The organism is Lewinella sp. IMCC34191 (assembly GCF_003390935.1).
GTDB lineage: Bacteria > Bacteroidota > Bacteroidia > Chitinophagales > Saprospiraceae > Neolewinella.
Map to the genome: position 1 here is coordinate 215,632 of NZ_QNQZ01000003.1, position 14,085 is coordinate 229,716.

Sequence of the window (14,085 nt, forward strand, 5' to 3'; positions counted from 1 at the left end):
GGTTAGGAGAATTTGCGCTGCCATATCAAAGGTACTTACGCGATCGGTCACGGATAACGAGTATCAGTAAGACACTTTTTGCAACGCTCTCCGATCAGCTTCCCCGGTCCCCGCCAATCGGCAAAGACCACTCTGCTCAAACAACTCTTTCCGGACTACCGCTACCTCTCCTTCCTTCAGCGCAACGACCGCCAAGTAATCCTTGACGAAGCCCAGCGAGTACCCGACCTCTTCTCCTACCTCCAGACCCGCGTCGACGAGGACCGAGAGCCCGGCCGCTACGTTTTATCCGGATCGCAGAACTTCCTGCTCTCCGAGCGGATTTCGCAATCGCTGGCCGGTCGGGTCGGCGTGGCTCGCTTACTGCCCCTCGACTTTGCCGAACTCAGTGCAGCCGATCTGCTACCGCCTACTCCACCCGATGCCATAGTCAGAGGATTCTATCCCGAGCTTTACCAGACCGACCTACCCTCCTCTTTTTTCTATCCAAGTTACGTAAGTACCTACCTCGAGCGCGACGTCACGCCGCTGGTCCGTAGCGCCAACATGGGCGATTTCCGGCGGCTAATGGCTCTCTGTGCCGCTTCCGTAAGCCAAACGCTGAACTACAGCACCTTCGCCAAGCGCCTACAGCTTTCCGTTCCCACCGTAAAGACCTGGCTGCACTATCTGGAGCAGAGCTACGTCATCTTCACCGTCGGGCCCTACTTCGAGAACTTCGGCAAGCGACTGGTGAAGTCCCCGAAGCTGTACTTCACCGACACCGGGCTGGCCGCCTATCTTTTGCAACTGGGTGACGGGGCGCAGGTGCAAGCTTCCGAAGGGTACGGCGCGCTCTTCGAAAACCTGATAGTAGCCAACCTGCGCAAAAGCCGTTTCCACGCCGGCAACCAGCATCCACTCTATTACTACCGCGATAATCATCAGTTGGAGGTCGACCTGCTCGAACCCACCGGCAGCGAATTGATCCTCACGGAGATAAAGGCTACCACCACCTACCGGGATCGGTTACGGACAAATTTGGACAAGGTGGCTAAGTTAGTCGGCAAGCCCGTCCGTAAACGGGTAATCTACGGGGGAGACAGCCAGATTATCGGTGACGTGGAATATTTGAGTTGGCGGGAGGGGGTGTAGTGCCCTCGTCAAAGCCAGCCCTGCTCCTAATCATTCCACCCCCCGCTCGATCAAATTAACAATCACCCGCCGCCAGGCCGAATCCCGCGGAATGGCCCGTACCGAAGAGATCGAGGAAGTATTGAAGAGGAAATTGCCTTCCGGGAACTCCTTCACCACCATATGCGCCGGGCCCGCCGCGTTCGTACCGATAGCCAGCAGCGTAAATCCCTCACTGTAGGGGCCGAGCTTATCCGTTTCCAGGCCGCTGATCACGCCGTCTCCGAAGCTGTCTCCGTTACCCAACCCAGTGGAATCGAAGACCCAGTGGTCCGCCTCCGTAACGCGAAAAGAGCCGTAAGTTTGGTAGCCGGACTCGGAATAATAGGTCCCCAGTAAAGGTTCCACCGCGCTTCTCGGACTTTGCTGCTCCAGCACGATCAGGCTGCCGTGGTCGGTCACCTCTATTTCGCGATACATATTGTTGCCGCTGAGAAAGGCGACGTTCGTACCGTTCTCCAGCAGGTTTTTAAGCCGGCCCATTCCTTCGTACGACCAGTACTCGCTGTGGTTATCGAACAGGACGAGCTTCGGCGGTTTCCCATCGGCCAGTTTGGCAAACTCCGTATCGGAAATCACGCCGTACGGTACGCCCAGCTCTTCCAGGTATTTGATAAGGTAGAAGCCGGAGGACATTTTCCCATTCAGGTAAGCAACGCTATCCGTGAGGGGTGCGTAAGCAAGCGGATGATTGAGGGGTCGCCGGGTTGGCAGGTAGTGGTAGGGAACCAGGCCCGGAGCGTTTTTCTCCAGCAGATCAAAAAGGGCCCGCAGGTCGCGTGGGGTCACCCTATCGCGATAGTTGCTCTTTCCACCGTATTCATTGTAGGCCTGCCAGGTATTAGTTGGCTCCACCACCAAAACATCTTCTCCTTCCCGGTCTCGCAATAGTACGGGCACGGAATAGGTCACTTGCTCCTCCCCGCCCCGCGTCAGTTGAACGACGTAGAATCCCCCCTCCCAGTCGGCGGTGGGGATAACGTGGGAAACCTCCCAATCGTGACCGTACTTCAGATCGTACCCCTCGCTCTGGAGTCTGGCTTCTCCGGAGAACCGGCCGACCAACTCAAAGTCACCATCCCCTACCCGGTACACCTTTCCTTCGTAGGCTTCCTCGGCGTGGACGTAGAGCTGCACCGTATCACCGCTTACGTAGGCGTTCGGATAGGCAAAGGCCGTGATAGCCGGCAGGTCCAGATCAAAGCTTACGTTGCTCTTGCGGTACTTTTCGTAGCGGGGGATCAGCAGGACTACGTAAATGAAAGCGATGCAACCAATGACGATGGCCACCCACTTTACGATACGTCGACTGGTTTTAAGCATGTACTTTAGGTGCGTGCGGTACAAAGTTACCCAATCGATGGGTTACCCATGCCGCAGCGGTGTTACCATGCCAGCCCGCTTCATATGGTTGCGGTGCGCTTCCCTACCATTCAGCCGTTCGGTAGCTGAAGGTGCCGGTAGCTAATAACGTATATCGTCTAAAAGTCAAACGACTCCTGCCCCCGAGCCAGCTTCTTCATTTCTTTCCGCATTGCGACATTGATCAATGTACAGGCCAGCGTACCGTTGTATAGTCCGGTCAGAGCCCCCGCTAAGGCGGTGGGAGGGCCTCCCGGAGCTCCCAGCACGAATCCTGCGCCGGCAGTGGCTTTTCCCACCGTTTTCGCGCAGTGTTTGGCAATTTGGTATAAATTCTCTTGTTCCCGGTATGACAGGACACCTATTGCCATCATTTTCTTAATCCACGTTTCACTCATTATTTCTTCCATTTATTGGTTTACCAGAATGGACGACCGAGCTAGGGATCGGTCCTACCAAAGCTGAAAATGCAACCCCCGGTGCTTCTTCGCAATGCCCTGTTCTGAGTATTTCATCGGAGTACCGTATACATTTTAAATGGATACGGGACACAGTAACATTCAGAGCCTATTAGCACATAATTCCGCATCAAATCTTATATTCATATAACCTCTCACTTAGTAAGTCAAATTACCCAACCTTGGATATTGACTTACATCACTGATTAGTCACTATGCCGCCCCCCGAACTACGCATTCCCGCCCTGGAGATCCTGGCCGATCGCCACGGCCATCGCTTCGGACGAAGTCGCCGCCCGCTGCGCCAAACGGAAAAGGATCTGGCTCGCCCCATTTTTCTAGATTCTGTCGATCTGGAGCAGGTGATGATCGTAGAAACACGCTTCATTAACGCCCCTACGACATTGGGTAATACGATCCGCGTTGCGCCGGGCCGTCAACTATCCGGAGCAACCCTGATTCATGAGCTCACCCATATCTGGCAATACCAGACTCAGGGAAATCAGTACATTTCGAGTTCCGCGTGTCGACAGCTTGGGGGTACTGTAGCCGGGTTCGTAAAGGGTGCCTTTCATGGTAGGATTGACTTTAGCGGAAGAAATGCGGCCTATGAGTATACAATTGAACCGCATAAATCCTTTCGAGACTACACCGCTGAGCAGCAGGCTAGCATCGTTGAGGACTACTATCGTTACCCTACCCTGCGGCACAACCGGCAATACCGCCGGCTGATCCGGGAAGTGCAGCAGGCGAGGCCCCGCTTTACCCCCTCCGAAAGGTATCGGGAGAGCCTTTACGGGCCGGCGCACCTGCTGAACTTCCATCACCAAGAAATGCTACAGCGGGAAATTCCTGGATATCTTCGCGACGATCAAATGGCCCCTATTTTACGATTCGAATGGAAATTTTAGTCGGTTAAGGACACATACAACGTCACTCTTTACCCCCCGACTTTTCCTCCGCGTCATCAGTTTCCAACGCTTCCTCCTGCTCCTCCTGCATGCGCTCCAAATCCTTCTTGCTGGGCTTGGTACGGCGGTAAAAGGGCACTTTTACCCCAACGTACACGTCCGTCGAGTAAGGCGTGTCACCCAGCACCAGGTCGGTCAGCAGGCTACCCGAGCCGATCGTCAGCAGCCAGAACCGTAATCCGGCACCTACGGTCGGCCCATTGTGTCCACCGAATACCATCGGCGTGTAAAGGCCCAACCACTTGGTCTGTAAGCGGGGGGTGACCGCCACGACGGTAGGGAACGCGCTGGTAAAGCCGTCTTCCCGGCTGCGCAGGGACTTATTCATGACCGCGCTCACGTAAAGCTTGCCGGTGACCCGAACATCGGCCATCAGGTTCAGGCTGGTGGGCAATCCGGCATCGACGGCTACGGTCGACTCCGTTCCGTCGAAGTTGCCATCAAGGATGTATTCAACGTCCTCCCCTTCCACTTCGTCGGCGCGAAGCGACCCATTGATCAGGTAGCTTGATTGATCGGCGGTTTCGTACCCAATGCTCCCGATGTCGGTAATGGAAGCGGCTACTTTTAGCCGGTAGGGAGGAAGGATTGGGGAGTCAGGGAGTTCTTTGGACCACCATTCGTAAGCCACGCCGATATCGAAGCCGAAGCCGCTGGTGAGGTCATTGAATGAAATTTCTTCATAAGAATAATCGGTTGTGGAACCGTAGACAAAGTCCCCGTCGAAATCTATCCGGGCGGTGTTATCATCATATTGGCCGACCAGTGATTCGCTGGAAGTGTAGCTGGCGCCCAGCCCCTGCAGGTACTTCACGCTACCCCCGATCTTCAGCTGGCTTTGCAGGCCTTCCACCACGACGGTACCGTAGCTGAATCCCGCTTCCAGGTAAGTGTGCAGGAAGCTGCGATGATTTTGCATGTCGATGTCGAAGGCATCAAACGCACCGAAGTTATCCTGTATACCTTCGAGTAATTGCCCCGAAAAGTTATCGATTCGGTACAAGCCACGTACACGGGTGGTGAAGGCGACGCCGGATTTACGACCCGCGCGTAGCATGATGGATGGCCCGAGAATATCGACGTTTCCGTTCAGGTGATTGTCTGCCTGCGGGTTGCGGGTGACCGATTCTTCCCAGAAGGTATCGAAGTCGTCAACGAGGTCAGAGGAGAAATCGACGGTCAGGTAATCATTGCCCAGATAAACGCCGGCCGATCCGATGTTAATCTCCGTTGCCATTCGGCTATTGCCGAGTTCGGCGGGGTTGAGGGTTACATTCTGAATGCCCCCGTAGTTATCCATCCGTAAGCCAAAGTAACTCTGTGTGTTAGCGAAATTGGAAACTAGAAGAAAGAGGAGTGTAAGTAAGCCGGTTGTTAGCGTTTTCATAGTAGGTCAGTGAGATAAAGGAGAGATCGCTGGCTTCTTCCGGGAATAATTCAGCTAGCCGGACGGAAGACCGAGCAGCACGCAAAGATGACCCTCGCACGAGAAGTGATAACTGGCCGAAGTGGATCGGTGCGTGTGTATGAATTAGTTCGGGGAACCCAGGTAAGGTTACCCCGAAAGATCTAAATTATTAAAAGCTTACTTTTCCACCAAACCTTCCTCGTCTAACCGGTCCGGTCGGCCTTCGCGGGTTCGCCGTTCCGCCGCCTCCGTGCGCCAGTCCTCAATGGCGGGGATAATCCCACTCCGCAGTATGGCGACCACCTCCCTAGCCCGCCAGGTGGCCGGGCGGGTGTACTCCGGGGGAGCCAGGGGATTGTCCTGAAAGGAATCGGTCAGGGCGCTGGTCTTGTCGCCGATTACTCCCGGCAAAAGGCGCCCTATGCTGTCGACCAGCACCGCAGCAGCCAGTCCCCACCCGAGAGTACGTAATCTCCGATGCTGATTTCCAGCAAGACGTACGCCTTCCCCGATCCGCTCATCGGTATCCTTCTAGTGGGCGCAAATCATGAGCAAATTGTTCGACAGGGAAAGCCGGTTCGCCCGCGCCTATTGTGCCAGCTAGCGAAGGTACCTGATCTGCCGTCTGCTTGCAGCAGCTTAGACGTCCGTGTATTCTACTTCGAAGGTATAGCGCGAGTCTTCCTCATTACTTCGGTAAGAGCGGGTCTCTGAAAGGCTACCATCTCCCCTCCTATTTTTGTAAACGTTCCTTTCAATGGAATATGCATGGTGCAATGTCGCCAGCGAAGTTTCGGGAGTTTGCTGTTCCTGGGAGTAGTTTGTCCAGTCGATGGATCCGGTAAGCGGGGTGTCGAGGTCGATATGCCAGAGGTCCAATGCGACGAGGTCTTCTCCCGCAAATGAAGACCCGCTGTTCCTTCCATTCGGTCTTAATACCTTATCGTACGAGCCTATCCCGAATGGCCCTTCGGGATACGATCCTAGGCTGACACTAGGTAGGCAAGCGCGCTCGATTCTATCCCGCATGGTTCGTTCGATTCGCAGCGCCTGGTTTTTGTTCCTGGCTGAACCATCAATTTCTAACATGACCATAATGACTTCGAGCGCGTCGTAATCAGATGAAGACCTTTCATTAATGCTCATCGGGTACTGAAATACAAAGGCCTCTCCCGTGTCCATATCATCCGCCCAGCGAAGTCTATAATCCCGGTAACCGGCAGCGTACGTCCAGCCGCTAATTCTTGACGAGTGCTTCGTAAGGGGCAAGGCTGCCAGAAAAAATGCGATGGAATCTGATCCCAAACCGTCCGTCTCTTCATTACACCTAAACCCTCGTATCTTAAGATTGAACATCGCTATTACATTATTTAAAAATGATTAGTTAAGAGCCGGAGCCAGTGAAACAAGTCGCTTATGATAACAGGCTCCCCAAGCGTAGCAGGCAACCGCCATTTTGGGCCGGCTTCAAAACAGATTGCTCCCTCCGGTTACGTTGCCCGCTCACGCTAGCGATGCCTCCCTGCCGGTGTCGTTTACACTTGATGTCTTGGTGAGTGTTTTCGTTACGCCATATCCTAAGACATAGACAGTATCTGTGACGTACCGAATGCGGGGATAAGTTTTGGGGGAGCAGGGAGAGAGGAGCTCATGTAGCGGCGGCCCGTCATCCGGAGTAAGGGACGGGGAATTAACAGAAATAATTCACTTACAGAGAGCTGTATGGGTCACAATGATTAAGGCGCTACGCCGTGATACTGGTCGGCCTGTGCTATTTGCTTCCGGTTCACGCCGATATTGGCGTTCCGGACGGTGGGCCGTGGGTTAAATTAGTGAACCCGGATGCCCCCTCAGCGATTGGAAATTACCGTTGGGGTGGGCAGCTAGTCGTCCCCTAGCAAATCCGGCCGCCGCAACCGCGTACGCTCCTCCGCCTGCTCCTGCCGCCACTCCTCGATGGCCGGGGTATTACCACTCCGTAAAACTTCCGGCACTTCCCTACCCCGCCACTCCGCCGGACGGGTGTAAACGGGCGGGGCCAGCAGGTCGTCCTGGAAGGTATCGGTGAGCGCACTGGTTTCGTCGCCGATCACCCCGGGGAGCAGTCGACCAATACTGTCTACCACGATGGCCGCGGCCAGTTCTCCGCCGGAGAGCACATAGTCGCCAATGCTGATTTCCAGGGTAACGTACTCCTCCCGGATACGCTCGTCGATGCCTTTGTAATGGCCGCATATCAGGAGCAGGTTTTCGCTCATGCTCAAGCGATTGGCGCGGGCCTGGGTGTAGCGTTCTCCGTCCGGGGTGAGGTAGATGATCTCATCATATGTCCGCTTAGCCTTCAACTCGTCGATCAGCGCGGCCAGCGGTTCACAACGCATCACCATACCGGCCCCGCCGCCGAATTGGTAGTCGTCGGTACTGTTATGTTTGCCAAGGCCGTAGGGTCGTAGATCATGTACCTGTACCGTGAGGAGGTCTTTTTCCTGCGCTCGCCGCAATATGGAATGCGTGAGCGGGCTATCGAGAAGCTCGGGAACTACGGTGATGATGTCGAAGTGCATGCGGGGTGCGGGGTGCGGGGTGCGGGGTGCGGGGTGCGGCAAATTTAGGCAATCGGACGAATGCTAGCCGAACCACCAGGGCTCGTTGACCGCCGGTTGCAGCATACGATCGGCCAGACCGTGTTTGTTCATGATCTTCGTGGCCCAGAGAATGGGTTCGGAAGCCGGCTCGTTACTCAGGTCGTAGGTGCCGTGGTGCATGGGCCACCAGTAGGTAGCCCCCAGGTCACGGTAGCCGGTGAACGCCTCGGAGGGATTGGCGTGATTGCTGCGCATCATGAATTCGGGTTTGTACGCCCCGATGCCGATCATAGCCACGTCGATGTGGGGGAAGAGCTCTCCAATTTCTTTCCAGTAATCGGTCAGGGCGCTGTCGCCGCCGAAATAGATGGTTCTTTTTTCGCCGGCACCACCGTTTTGGGATGGCGTCTCCTGTGGTGATACCTCGATCATGAAGCTTCCCCACAACCGCCGGTTAAAGTCCGTCAGGCCGCGGCGGCACCAGTGGCGGGCGGGAAGAAAGGTGATCGTTACGCCATTATCCGAAAGTAAAAATTGCTGATACCAGGCCGCTTCCTCAATGGGCGTATCCCCCACCCACTCGCCGATAATGTCGGAGAGGCGGAGCGGAGCCAGTATCTTCTTAATCTCGTTATTGGCGCAGATCGTGCGGAGGCACTTCTCGTCTACGTGGTCGCGGTGGTCGTGGGAAAGCAGCAAGTAATCGATGCCGGTCAGATCCGCATAATCAAAGGGCGGCGAAACCCGCCGGCGGAAAAAGGGCATATCCTCCAGCTGCGGATCGGTCAGGTAGCGCTCCCCGTTGAATTGCATCAGGTAGCAGGCGTGCCCCAGCCAGACGATCCAGTTGGCCGTACGGTCGTTGAGATAGTCCGTATTGCCATTCACCGATGGTGCCCAGGTATCCGCCTTCTTCTCCGCGCGCTGGGGATTGGGCAGCAGCATCATGCGCATCACCGAAGTCCATTCCGGTTCGAAGGGATCGTGGAGATACTGAAACTGCTTGTCCTCCATCGGATTACCGCGCCAGCTATCCGCTAGTTTGGGATGAATAGGTAAATCGGGATTAAGCAAGTATTCCATAAACGTTTCACTGGGATTATATCCACAGGAAAGGCCTACCCGCCCGCATTGTTTTTTGCTACCGACTCATTCGATAGGCCCGCGTCGTGATGTAGTACTTGGTAAGCATGTTGGTGCGCTCCCATTCGGGTACGTCACCCGATTCGAGGTAGGTCAAAAACTGCCGCATGACCTGACCGAAGTGCGCCTCGTGCCCGCTGCGAAGACGATCGGGGACGGTAATTTCGTAGCCGTCGTCCGTCACCCGGTAATCGATCCCCGGAAACACGACCTGCATTTCCATAAGTGCCTGCTCGATAGCCGCATCGTTCGGTGCGCCCTTCGGTTCGATATACAAGGTGGGTATGTATTGCTGGTCCGCATCCTGCCGAATAACCAGATCGGCCAGGCTGCCCCGCATCATGGAATAGTGCGTGTCCGCCGCCCCCGGTGGTGCCTCGAAGTTCCAAGTGACGGACGCTTTGGCATGAACGTTCCGTACCCTGAAGTCAATTTCGCCGTTGGCATAAACTTGTAGCGCGCCGTTGCTGACATCCCCCTGCAATGATTCCGGAAAGTCTTTCAGACCGGTGACTTTGGAAAATTGCTCGCGGATTAGATCGGTCGACCACCTACGGGCATCCAGTACCTCCACCTCGTTGGTGTCGATCGGTTCCCCGGGGAAGGTTTCCCAAAGAATGAGGTCCACCAGGTGGGTAGCCACGTCGACGATACCCTCCCCCTGCTGGCGCACGTCGAAGAACCAGTCCGGCCGGATAAGCGGGGCCCCGGACACTTCCTTACTGAAGTGATGGACGCTCTCCTTGGATATTGCGGGTTCGTCAACCGTGCCGTCCACTAGCTTTCCGAAGACATTCTCCTGTCGCGAAAAGGCCTGTTGGAGCATCGTCGTGATCTCGTAGCGTTCGGTCATGATATCGTACAGCAGCAGGTCGCGCTCTTCCGCCTCGGCCATCGTGCGTCTGAGTAGTTCGTACTCCGCCGGTTCAATGACCATCGGTTTATCAGCCAGGACGTTGAGTCCGTTCTCGACGGCTTCGGCGATGTACTCCGTCTTGCGGCCGTTATTGCCCGATAGCACGACTACGTTTCCCGGCTTTTCGGCCAGCATGCGCTCGAAAAAGTCGGGGCCGCGGTAGACGACCTCCTCCCATGCCGTTGGATTGTCCGCCTGATTGTAACGCTCGATTCGTTCAAGGTGCAGATCCACGTCACTCCCCTCCGGCGCATATACATGGACGGTCGAATCCACCTGCGGATACATCGACTTCTGTACCAGGGCGGCATGAAAGTGGCCGGGGTCGAGGGTGATGAGCCGGACGGGTTCGGCATCTTCCCGATCGCCAGGCGAAGAGGTAGTCATCATATCGCTCGTTTGGTTACCGCCGGCACAGCTGAGAAGACCGCCGAAGAGGCACAGCGCGAGAACTAATTTCATAACACACAGACTGATTTATCCACGGGCAAGCACGGGAATATTTTCGTAACCGTACGGCCAGCGTTGGGAGCGCGAGAGCATCCGGTTGGCCTCGTCGTCGTTGCTGAAGCGTTCGTTTACCGGATCCCATTCCAGTTTGCGGGGCAACTTCATCGCAATATGGGAGATCAGGCAGGCGGTACACGAACGGTGGGCCACCTCGGCCGGCGAGATCGTCCGTTCTCGGGATTTCATACAATCCAGCCAGTTCGTGTGCTGCTCCGGGCTGGCGTACAGCCGAATGTCGTCTTCCCAGATCTTCAGGGCGTCCGGGTCGGTCAGGCTGGTTTGGAAAGCTTCGGAGCCCGCGAAGTTCGGGTCGCTGGCGGTCACGGCGACGTCGCCCCGGGAGACGAAGATGTGGCCGTCGGTTCCTTCGAAGCGGACGCCGTTCGGATACTCTCCGTCGATGGTCATCTCCACCCCGTTGGCGTATTTGGCGGTGACGTGGTAGGGACCGTGTACGTTCCACAGTCCTTCCAGGGGGAAGCTGGCCGTCGCGTCCAACTCGATCGGACCGGTGTACTCGGTATCCATACCCCAGTGGGCGATATCGAGGTGGTGAACGCCCCAGCCGGTGATCATGCCCGCGCCGAACTGTTCGCAGCGCAGCCACCCGGGGCGGGAAAAGCCTTCCTGGGGGTGTACGCGGTCGACGGTGTACGGCACGTCGGGCGTAGAGCCCAGCCACATCGCGTAGTTCAAGTTCTCCGGCACGGGCATCGGGGTCGGATCACCGCCGGACGGATCGCTGGGCAGCCCGATACGGACCGACGTGAGCCGACCGATCCGCCCGTTACGCACCAGCTCGCAGGCGTGCCGGAACTGCGGCCAGGGATCCATGGACCGTTGCTGACTGCCAAGTTGGAATACCACCCCGCTGCGGTGCACGATATCGCTCATCATGCGCCCCTCCTCCACCGTCAGCGAAGTGGGTTTCTGGAGGTAGATGTCTTTGCCCGCCAGCGCCGCCTCGATGGCCGGCTGGGCGTGCCAGTGATCGGGTGTGGAGATGATGACCCCGTCGAGGTCTTCGTTCGCCAGCAGCTCGCGGTAATCATCGTAGGTAGTGACCGTGACCTTATCGTCGGGGCGGTTTTCCCGGTACCAGGATTCGATGAAGGTCTTACCCAGGTCCTTGCGCTTGCTGTCCACGTCGCATACGGCCATTACCCGGGCGCTTTCGTTTTTCATGGTCTGTGGCAGGTCGTGCCCCCGCGCGATCCGGCCGCAACCGATCTGCCCGATGTTGAGCCGGTTGCTGGGGGCCAGCGGACCGCGTAGCACGTGCGCCGGCACGATAGTCGGAAAGGCGGTTGCCGCGGCGACGGCCAATGAATTTTTAATAAGGGATCGACGGTTCATAGCTGTTTATTTAGACGGGGAAGCGGCCCATTCGATGCCGCCGAGAAGGTGCCGTAGAAAAAGTGGATCGCGGTAGTGCTCGCTGCGGTGACCGAGGGCGGTATACCACTGCCGGCCACCGTGGGCGGTATTGTACCAGGCGGCCGGGAAGTACGCACCAAAGGTCTCACCGGGATAGTCCTCCGACCGATCGTCGTCCACCGTTGTCAAATCCGCCGCGAGCAGCACGTGATTGGCCGGGTTCAGGTGGGTCATGTATTAGCACTCGTCGTCGCGGATGTGCCAGGTGGAGGGCAGGAATTCAGTGGAGGGATGACTGTCGTCCAGGACAACTACGTCGAAATCCTGGCGCTTCGGATGCCGGAAGAATCGCCCGCCTAATGTCTCCGCGAACCAGGGCCAGTCGCGTTCGCTCCCGCAGGCAGAGTGTATTCCGACCAGCCCGCCACCCGAGCGGATGTAGGCTTGCAGCGCTTCGCGTTGTGCGGGGGTGTCGAAGATGCGGTTGTTGGTATTCGAGAGCACGAGCACGTCGTATTCCGCCAGGCCCTCCGCGCTGAACACGCCCGCGTCGTCAGTAGCCGTAACGTCGAAGTCGTTGTCCCGGCCAAGCCCCTTTAGCGCTTCCACGCTGGCGGGAATGTTCTCGTGCACGTAGCCTTCGCCGTTGCGGGTATATACCAGCACCTTCTTTCCTTCCAGTATTCCGCTACGATCGGTCCGCCGGACCCGGGGTGGATAGGCGAAATCCTGCCAGATTCGGTTCGCGGCTACGGTATCTAACTGCCCGTCGTAAACGTACAGCCGGTAGTTGCGCTCGTAGGTCCGGCCGGATTGCAGGACGTAGTCGCGGTCCTGGGCCGGATTGAAGTTCACGAATACATTTTCCTTGCCCTCGTTAGCCCCGGTGGGCCAGATCCTGATTTGCTCCGGCGCATTGAAGTTGTCCGGGTGGGTCATCATCAGCAAGCCGGCCCGACCTGCCTCGGTGGGGCCTTCCACCTTGACCCAGCGGGCGCGTGTACCGTTACCGTCGGCCTTGCCGTAGCCCGCCGAGGTGATCAGGTCGACGTTATCGTCCTGCCATTCCGGAGTGGCGCGGATCGAAAAGCCCTGGTAGCGGTAGGCTTCCACGGTAAGCGGGTCGGCGGTGATGTTCTGCTGTCTGAGGCGGAAGTCGGCCAGGTAGCCCGCCGCCCCCGCTTCGCTTCCATATACCCGCAGGTCGACGGTCTCGTCCAGCACCTCCGTAGGGTCTTCCCGCACCGCGCTGTCGCGGAAGATCAGATAGGTCCGGTCGGCTATCAGGTCACCGTGAACGCTTCCCCCCTGCACGGCGCGGACTCCCCGGGCGTCGACGGTACCCTGTCCTCTCGCGAGGTTCCAGAAGTCGATCTCCCGGTCACGGAACTTGGTATGGGTCCAGGGACCCCACACGCCGTAGTGATGGTAGTGGTCGGGGGCTTGGATGCGCGTCACCGTGGCCCCGTTAAGTGTACGTAGGGGATGGACGAACCCGCCCCGCGAAAAAATGGGATCGACACCCGGAGGAACGTCCACGGCCGCATCCTGGTAGGTCAGCACCTCCCGATCGCCGATCCTGAAGACCACCTTCCCGTCGGTTTCCGTGGCCGTAACGCCGCGGCTCCCGCTTGTACTGGCCGCTTCCCGGGTAAGCGTGTAGGTTCTTTCGGAACCGGCGGCGGTTTGCCCGAGCTGCCAGCATAATTGCCGTCCGTCGTACTGCGTAGGGACCGCGCGCGACTGCCCGTCGGTGGTTTCCACGAGCGCATACTCCCCGCCGGCTTGTAGTTCGATCTCCGTACACACCGGCGCGTTCAACCGGTCAAACGGGCCGGCCTCCACCACGAAGGTGGCTATCGGGGATTGGCTCTGCCCCCGCAACAGGGCAAGGAATAGCAAAAAGCTGCTCAGAAGCAGCAATCGAATGTTGTGCATGATCGAAGTTGAAGACCAAGCCAATATAAACCTTCTGTAACCAAAAGATGGCGGCGGAGCGCAGGTAAAGTGCCTAATTCCGGGCGGATCGCGGGTCACGCGCAAAAAACCGCTACACCAAAGTGAAATATTGCACGGTCCCTCCGTGAACGTCCATGGTACATTTGGTGCATTCCGCTTTCGGTTCGCCCCTTCGGTAGCCTAAAGCTTTTTTAGTCGATCACAGATTCCGCCGCACCTGATC

The 14,085-nt window shown here is 57.2% G+C and carries 11 protein-coding genes and 1 pseudogene; 2 read left to right on the forward strand and 10 right to left on the reverse strand.

Features of this window, described 5'->3' with window-relative positions:
* Positions 1–78: 78 nt before the first annotated feature.
* Positions 79–1,134 (forward strand): ATP-binding protein, encoded by a 1,056-nt coding sequence (locus tag DRW39_RS08140; RefSeq protein WP_116106530.1) that lies wholly within the window; start codon positions 79–81, stop codon positions 1,132–1,134.
* A gap of 30 nt (positions 1,135–1,164) precedes the next feature.
* Here DRW39_RS08140 and DRW39_RS08145 read toward each other — a convergent pair whose 3' ends face one another.
* Both DRW39_RS08145 and DRW39_RS08150 read right to left on the reverse strand, forming a co-directional pair.
* A complete protein-coding gene (locus DRW39_RS08145) occupies positions 1,165–2,496 on the reverse strand; it encodes a N,N-dimethylformamidase beta subunit family domain-containing protein (RefSeq protein WP_116106531.1) in 1,332 nt (443 codons plus the stop codon).
* A gap of 158 nt (positions 2,497–2,654) precedes the next feature.
* Positions 2,655–2,945 carry a hypothetical protein gene (locus tag DRW39_RS08150; protein ID WP_116106532.1) on the reverse strand — a complete coding sequence of 97 codons (291 nt, stop codon included), beginning with the start codon at positions 2,943–2,945 and terminating at the stop codon, positions 2,655–2,657.
* Between the two features lie 263 nt (positions 2,946–3,208).
* Between DRW39_RS08150 and DRW39_RS08155 the strand changes: the two genes are divergently transcribed.
* Positions 3,209–3,904 carry a hypothetical protein gene (locus DRW39_RS08155; RefSeq protein WP_116106533.1) on the forward strand — a complete coding sequence of 232 codons (696 nt, stop codon included), beginning with the start codon at positions 3,209–3,211 and terminating at the stop codon, positions 3,902–3,904.
* Positions 3,905–3,926: 22 nt separating this feature from the next.
* Here the strand turns inward: DRW39_RS08155 and DRW39_RS08160 are convergent, their stop codons facing one another.
* The 8 genes and pseudogenes from DRW39_RS08160 to DRW39_RS08205 form a co-directional block, all read right to left on the reverse strand.
* The gene (locus DRW39_RS08160; RefSeq protein WP_157976001.1) at positions 3,927–5,351 is read right to left on the reverse strand and encodes a DUF5723 family protein; all 1,425 of its coding nucleotides are present in this window, start codon (positions 5,349–5,351) and stop codon (positions 3,927–3,929) included.
* A 198-nt stretch (positions 5,352–5,549) separates the two neighbouring features.
* On the reverse strand, positions 5,550–5,810 hold the full coding sequence (locus DRW39_RS22625; RefSeq protein ID WP_255419244.1) for a hypothetical protein: 261 nt from the start codon (positions 5,808–5,810) through the stop codon (positions 5,550–5,552).
* A gap of 201 nt (positions 5,811–6,011) precedes the next feature.
* A complete protein-coding gene (locus DRW39_RS08170) occupies positions 6,012–6,728 on the reverse strand; it encodes a hypothetical protein (RefSeq protein WP_116106535.1) in 717 nt (238 codons plus the stop codon).
* A 527-nt stretch (positions 6,729–7,255) separates the two neighbouring features.
* Complete coding sequence (trmD, locus tag DRW39_RS08175) at positions 7,256–7,936, reverse strand: tRNA (guanosine(37)-N1)-methyltransferase TrmD (RefSeq protein WP_116106536.1); 681 nt, start codon at positions 7,934–7,936, stop codon at positions 7,256–7,258.
* 63 nt (positions 7,937–7,999) lie between these two features.
* Positions 8,000–9,040, reverse strand: coding sequence for an MBL fold metallo-hydrolase (locus DRW39_RS08185; protein ID WP_116106538.1), 1,041 nt, complete (start codon positions 9,038–9,040; stop codon positions 8,000–8,002).
* Between the two features lie 58 nt (positions 9,041–9,098).
* Entirely contained in the window at positions 9,099–10,478 is a 1,380-nt protein-coding gene (locus tag DRW39_RS08190; RefSeq protein WP_116106539.1) for a putative oxidoreductase C-terminal domain-containing protein, read from the reverse strand.
* Between the two features lie 15 nt (positions 10,479–10,493).
* Positions 10,494–11,882, reverse strand: coding sequence for a Gfo/Idh/MocA family protein (locus DRW39_RS08195; RefSeq protein ID WP_116106540.1), 1,389 nt, complete (start codon positions 11,880–11,882; stop codon positions 10,494–10,496).
* A gap of 6 nt (positions 11,883–11,888) precedes the next feature.
* Positions 11,889–13,841, reverse strand: a pseudogene (locus DRW39_RS08205) (ThuA domain-containing protein).
* Positions 13,842–14,085: the final 244 nt, after the last annotated feature.

Coding starts and splice junctions, on each gene's coding strand:
- DRW39_RS08145 (WP_116106531.1), bottom strand. CDS start 2,496: ATGCTTAAAACCAGTCGACGTATCGTAAAGTGGGTGGCCATCGTCATT.
- DRW39_RS08150 (WP_116106532.1), bottom strand. CDS start 2,945: ATGGAAGAAATAATGAGTGAAACGTGGATTAAGAAAATGATGGCAATA.
- DRW39_RS08155 (WP_116106533.1), top strand. CDS start 3,209: ATGCCGCCCCCCGAACTACGCATTCCCGCCCTGGAGATCCTGGCCGAT.
- DRW39_RS08160 (WP_157976001.1), bottom strand. CDS start 5,351: ATGAAAACGCTAACAACCGGCTTACTTACACTCCTCTTTCTTCTAGTT.
- DRW39_RS08170 (WP_116106535.1), bottom strand. CDS start 6,728: ATGTTCAATCTTAAGATACGAGGGTTTAGGTGTAATGAAGAGACGGAC.
- trmD (WP_116106536.1), bottom strand. CDS start 7,936: ATGCACTTCGACATCATCACCGTAGTTCCCGAGCTTCTCGATAGCCCG.
- DRW39_RS08185 (WP_116106538.1), bottom strand. CDS start 9,040: ATGGAATACTTGCTTAATCCCGATTTACCTATTCATCCCAAACTAGCG.
- DRW39_RS08190 (WP_116106539.1), bottom strand. CDS start 10,478: ATGAAATTAGTTCTCGCGCTGTGCCTCTTCGGCGGTCTTCTCAGCTGT.
- DRW39_RS08195 (WP_116106540.1), bottom strand. CDS start 11,882: ATGAACCGTCGATCCCTTATTAAAAATTCATTGGCCGTCGCCGCGGCA.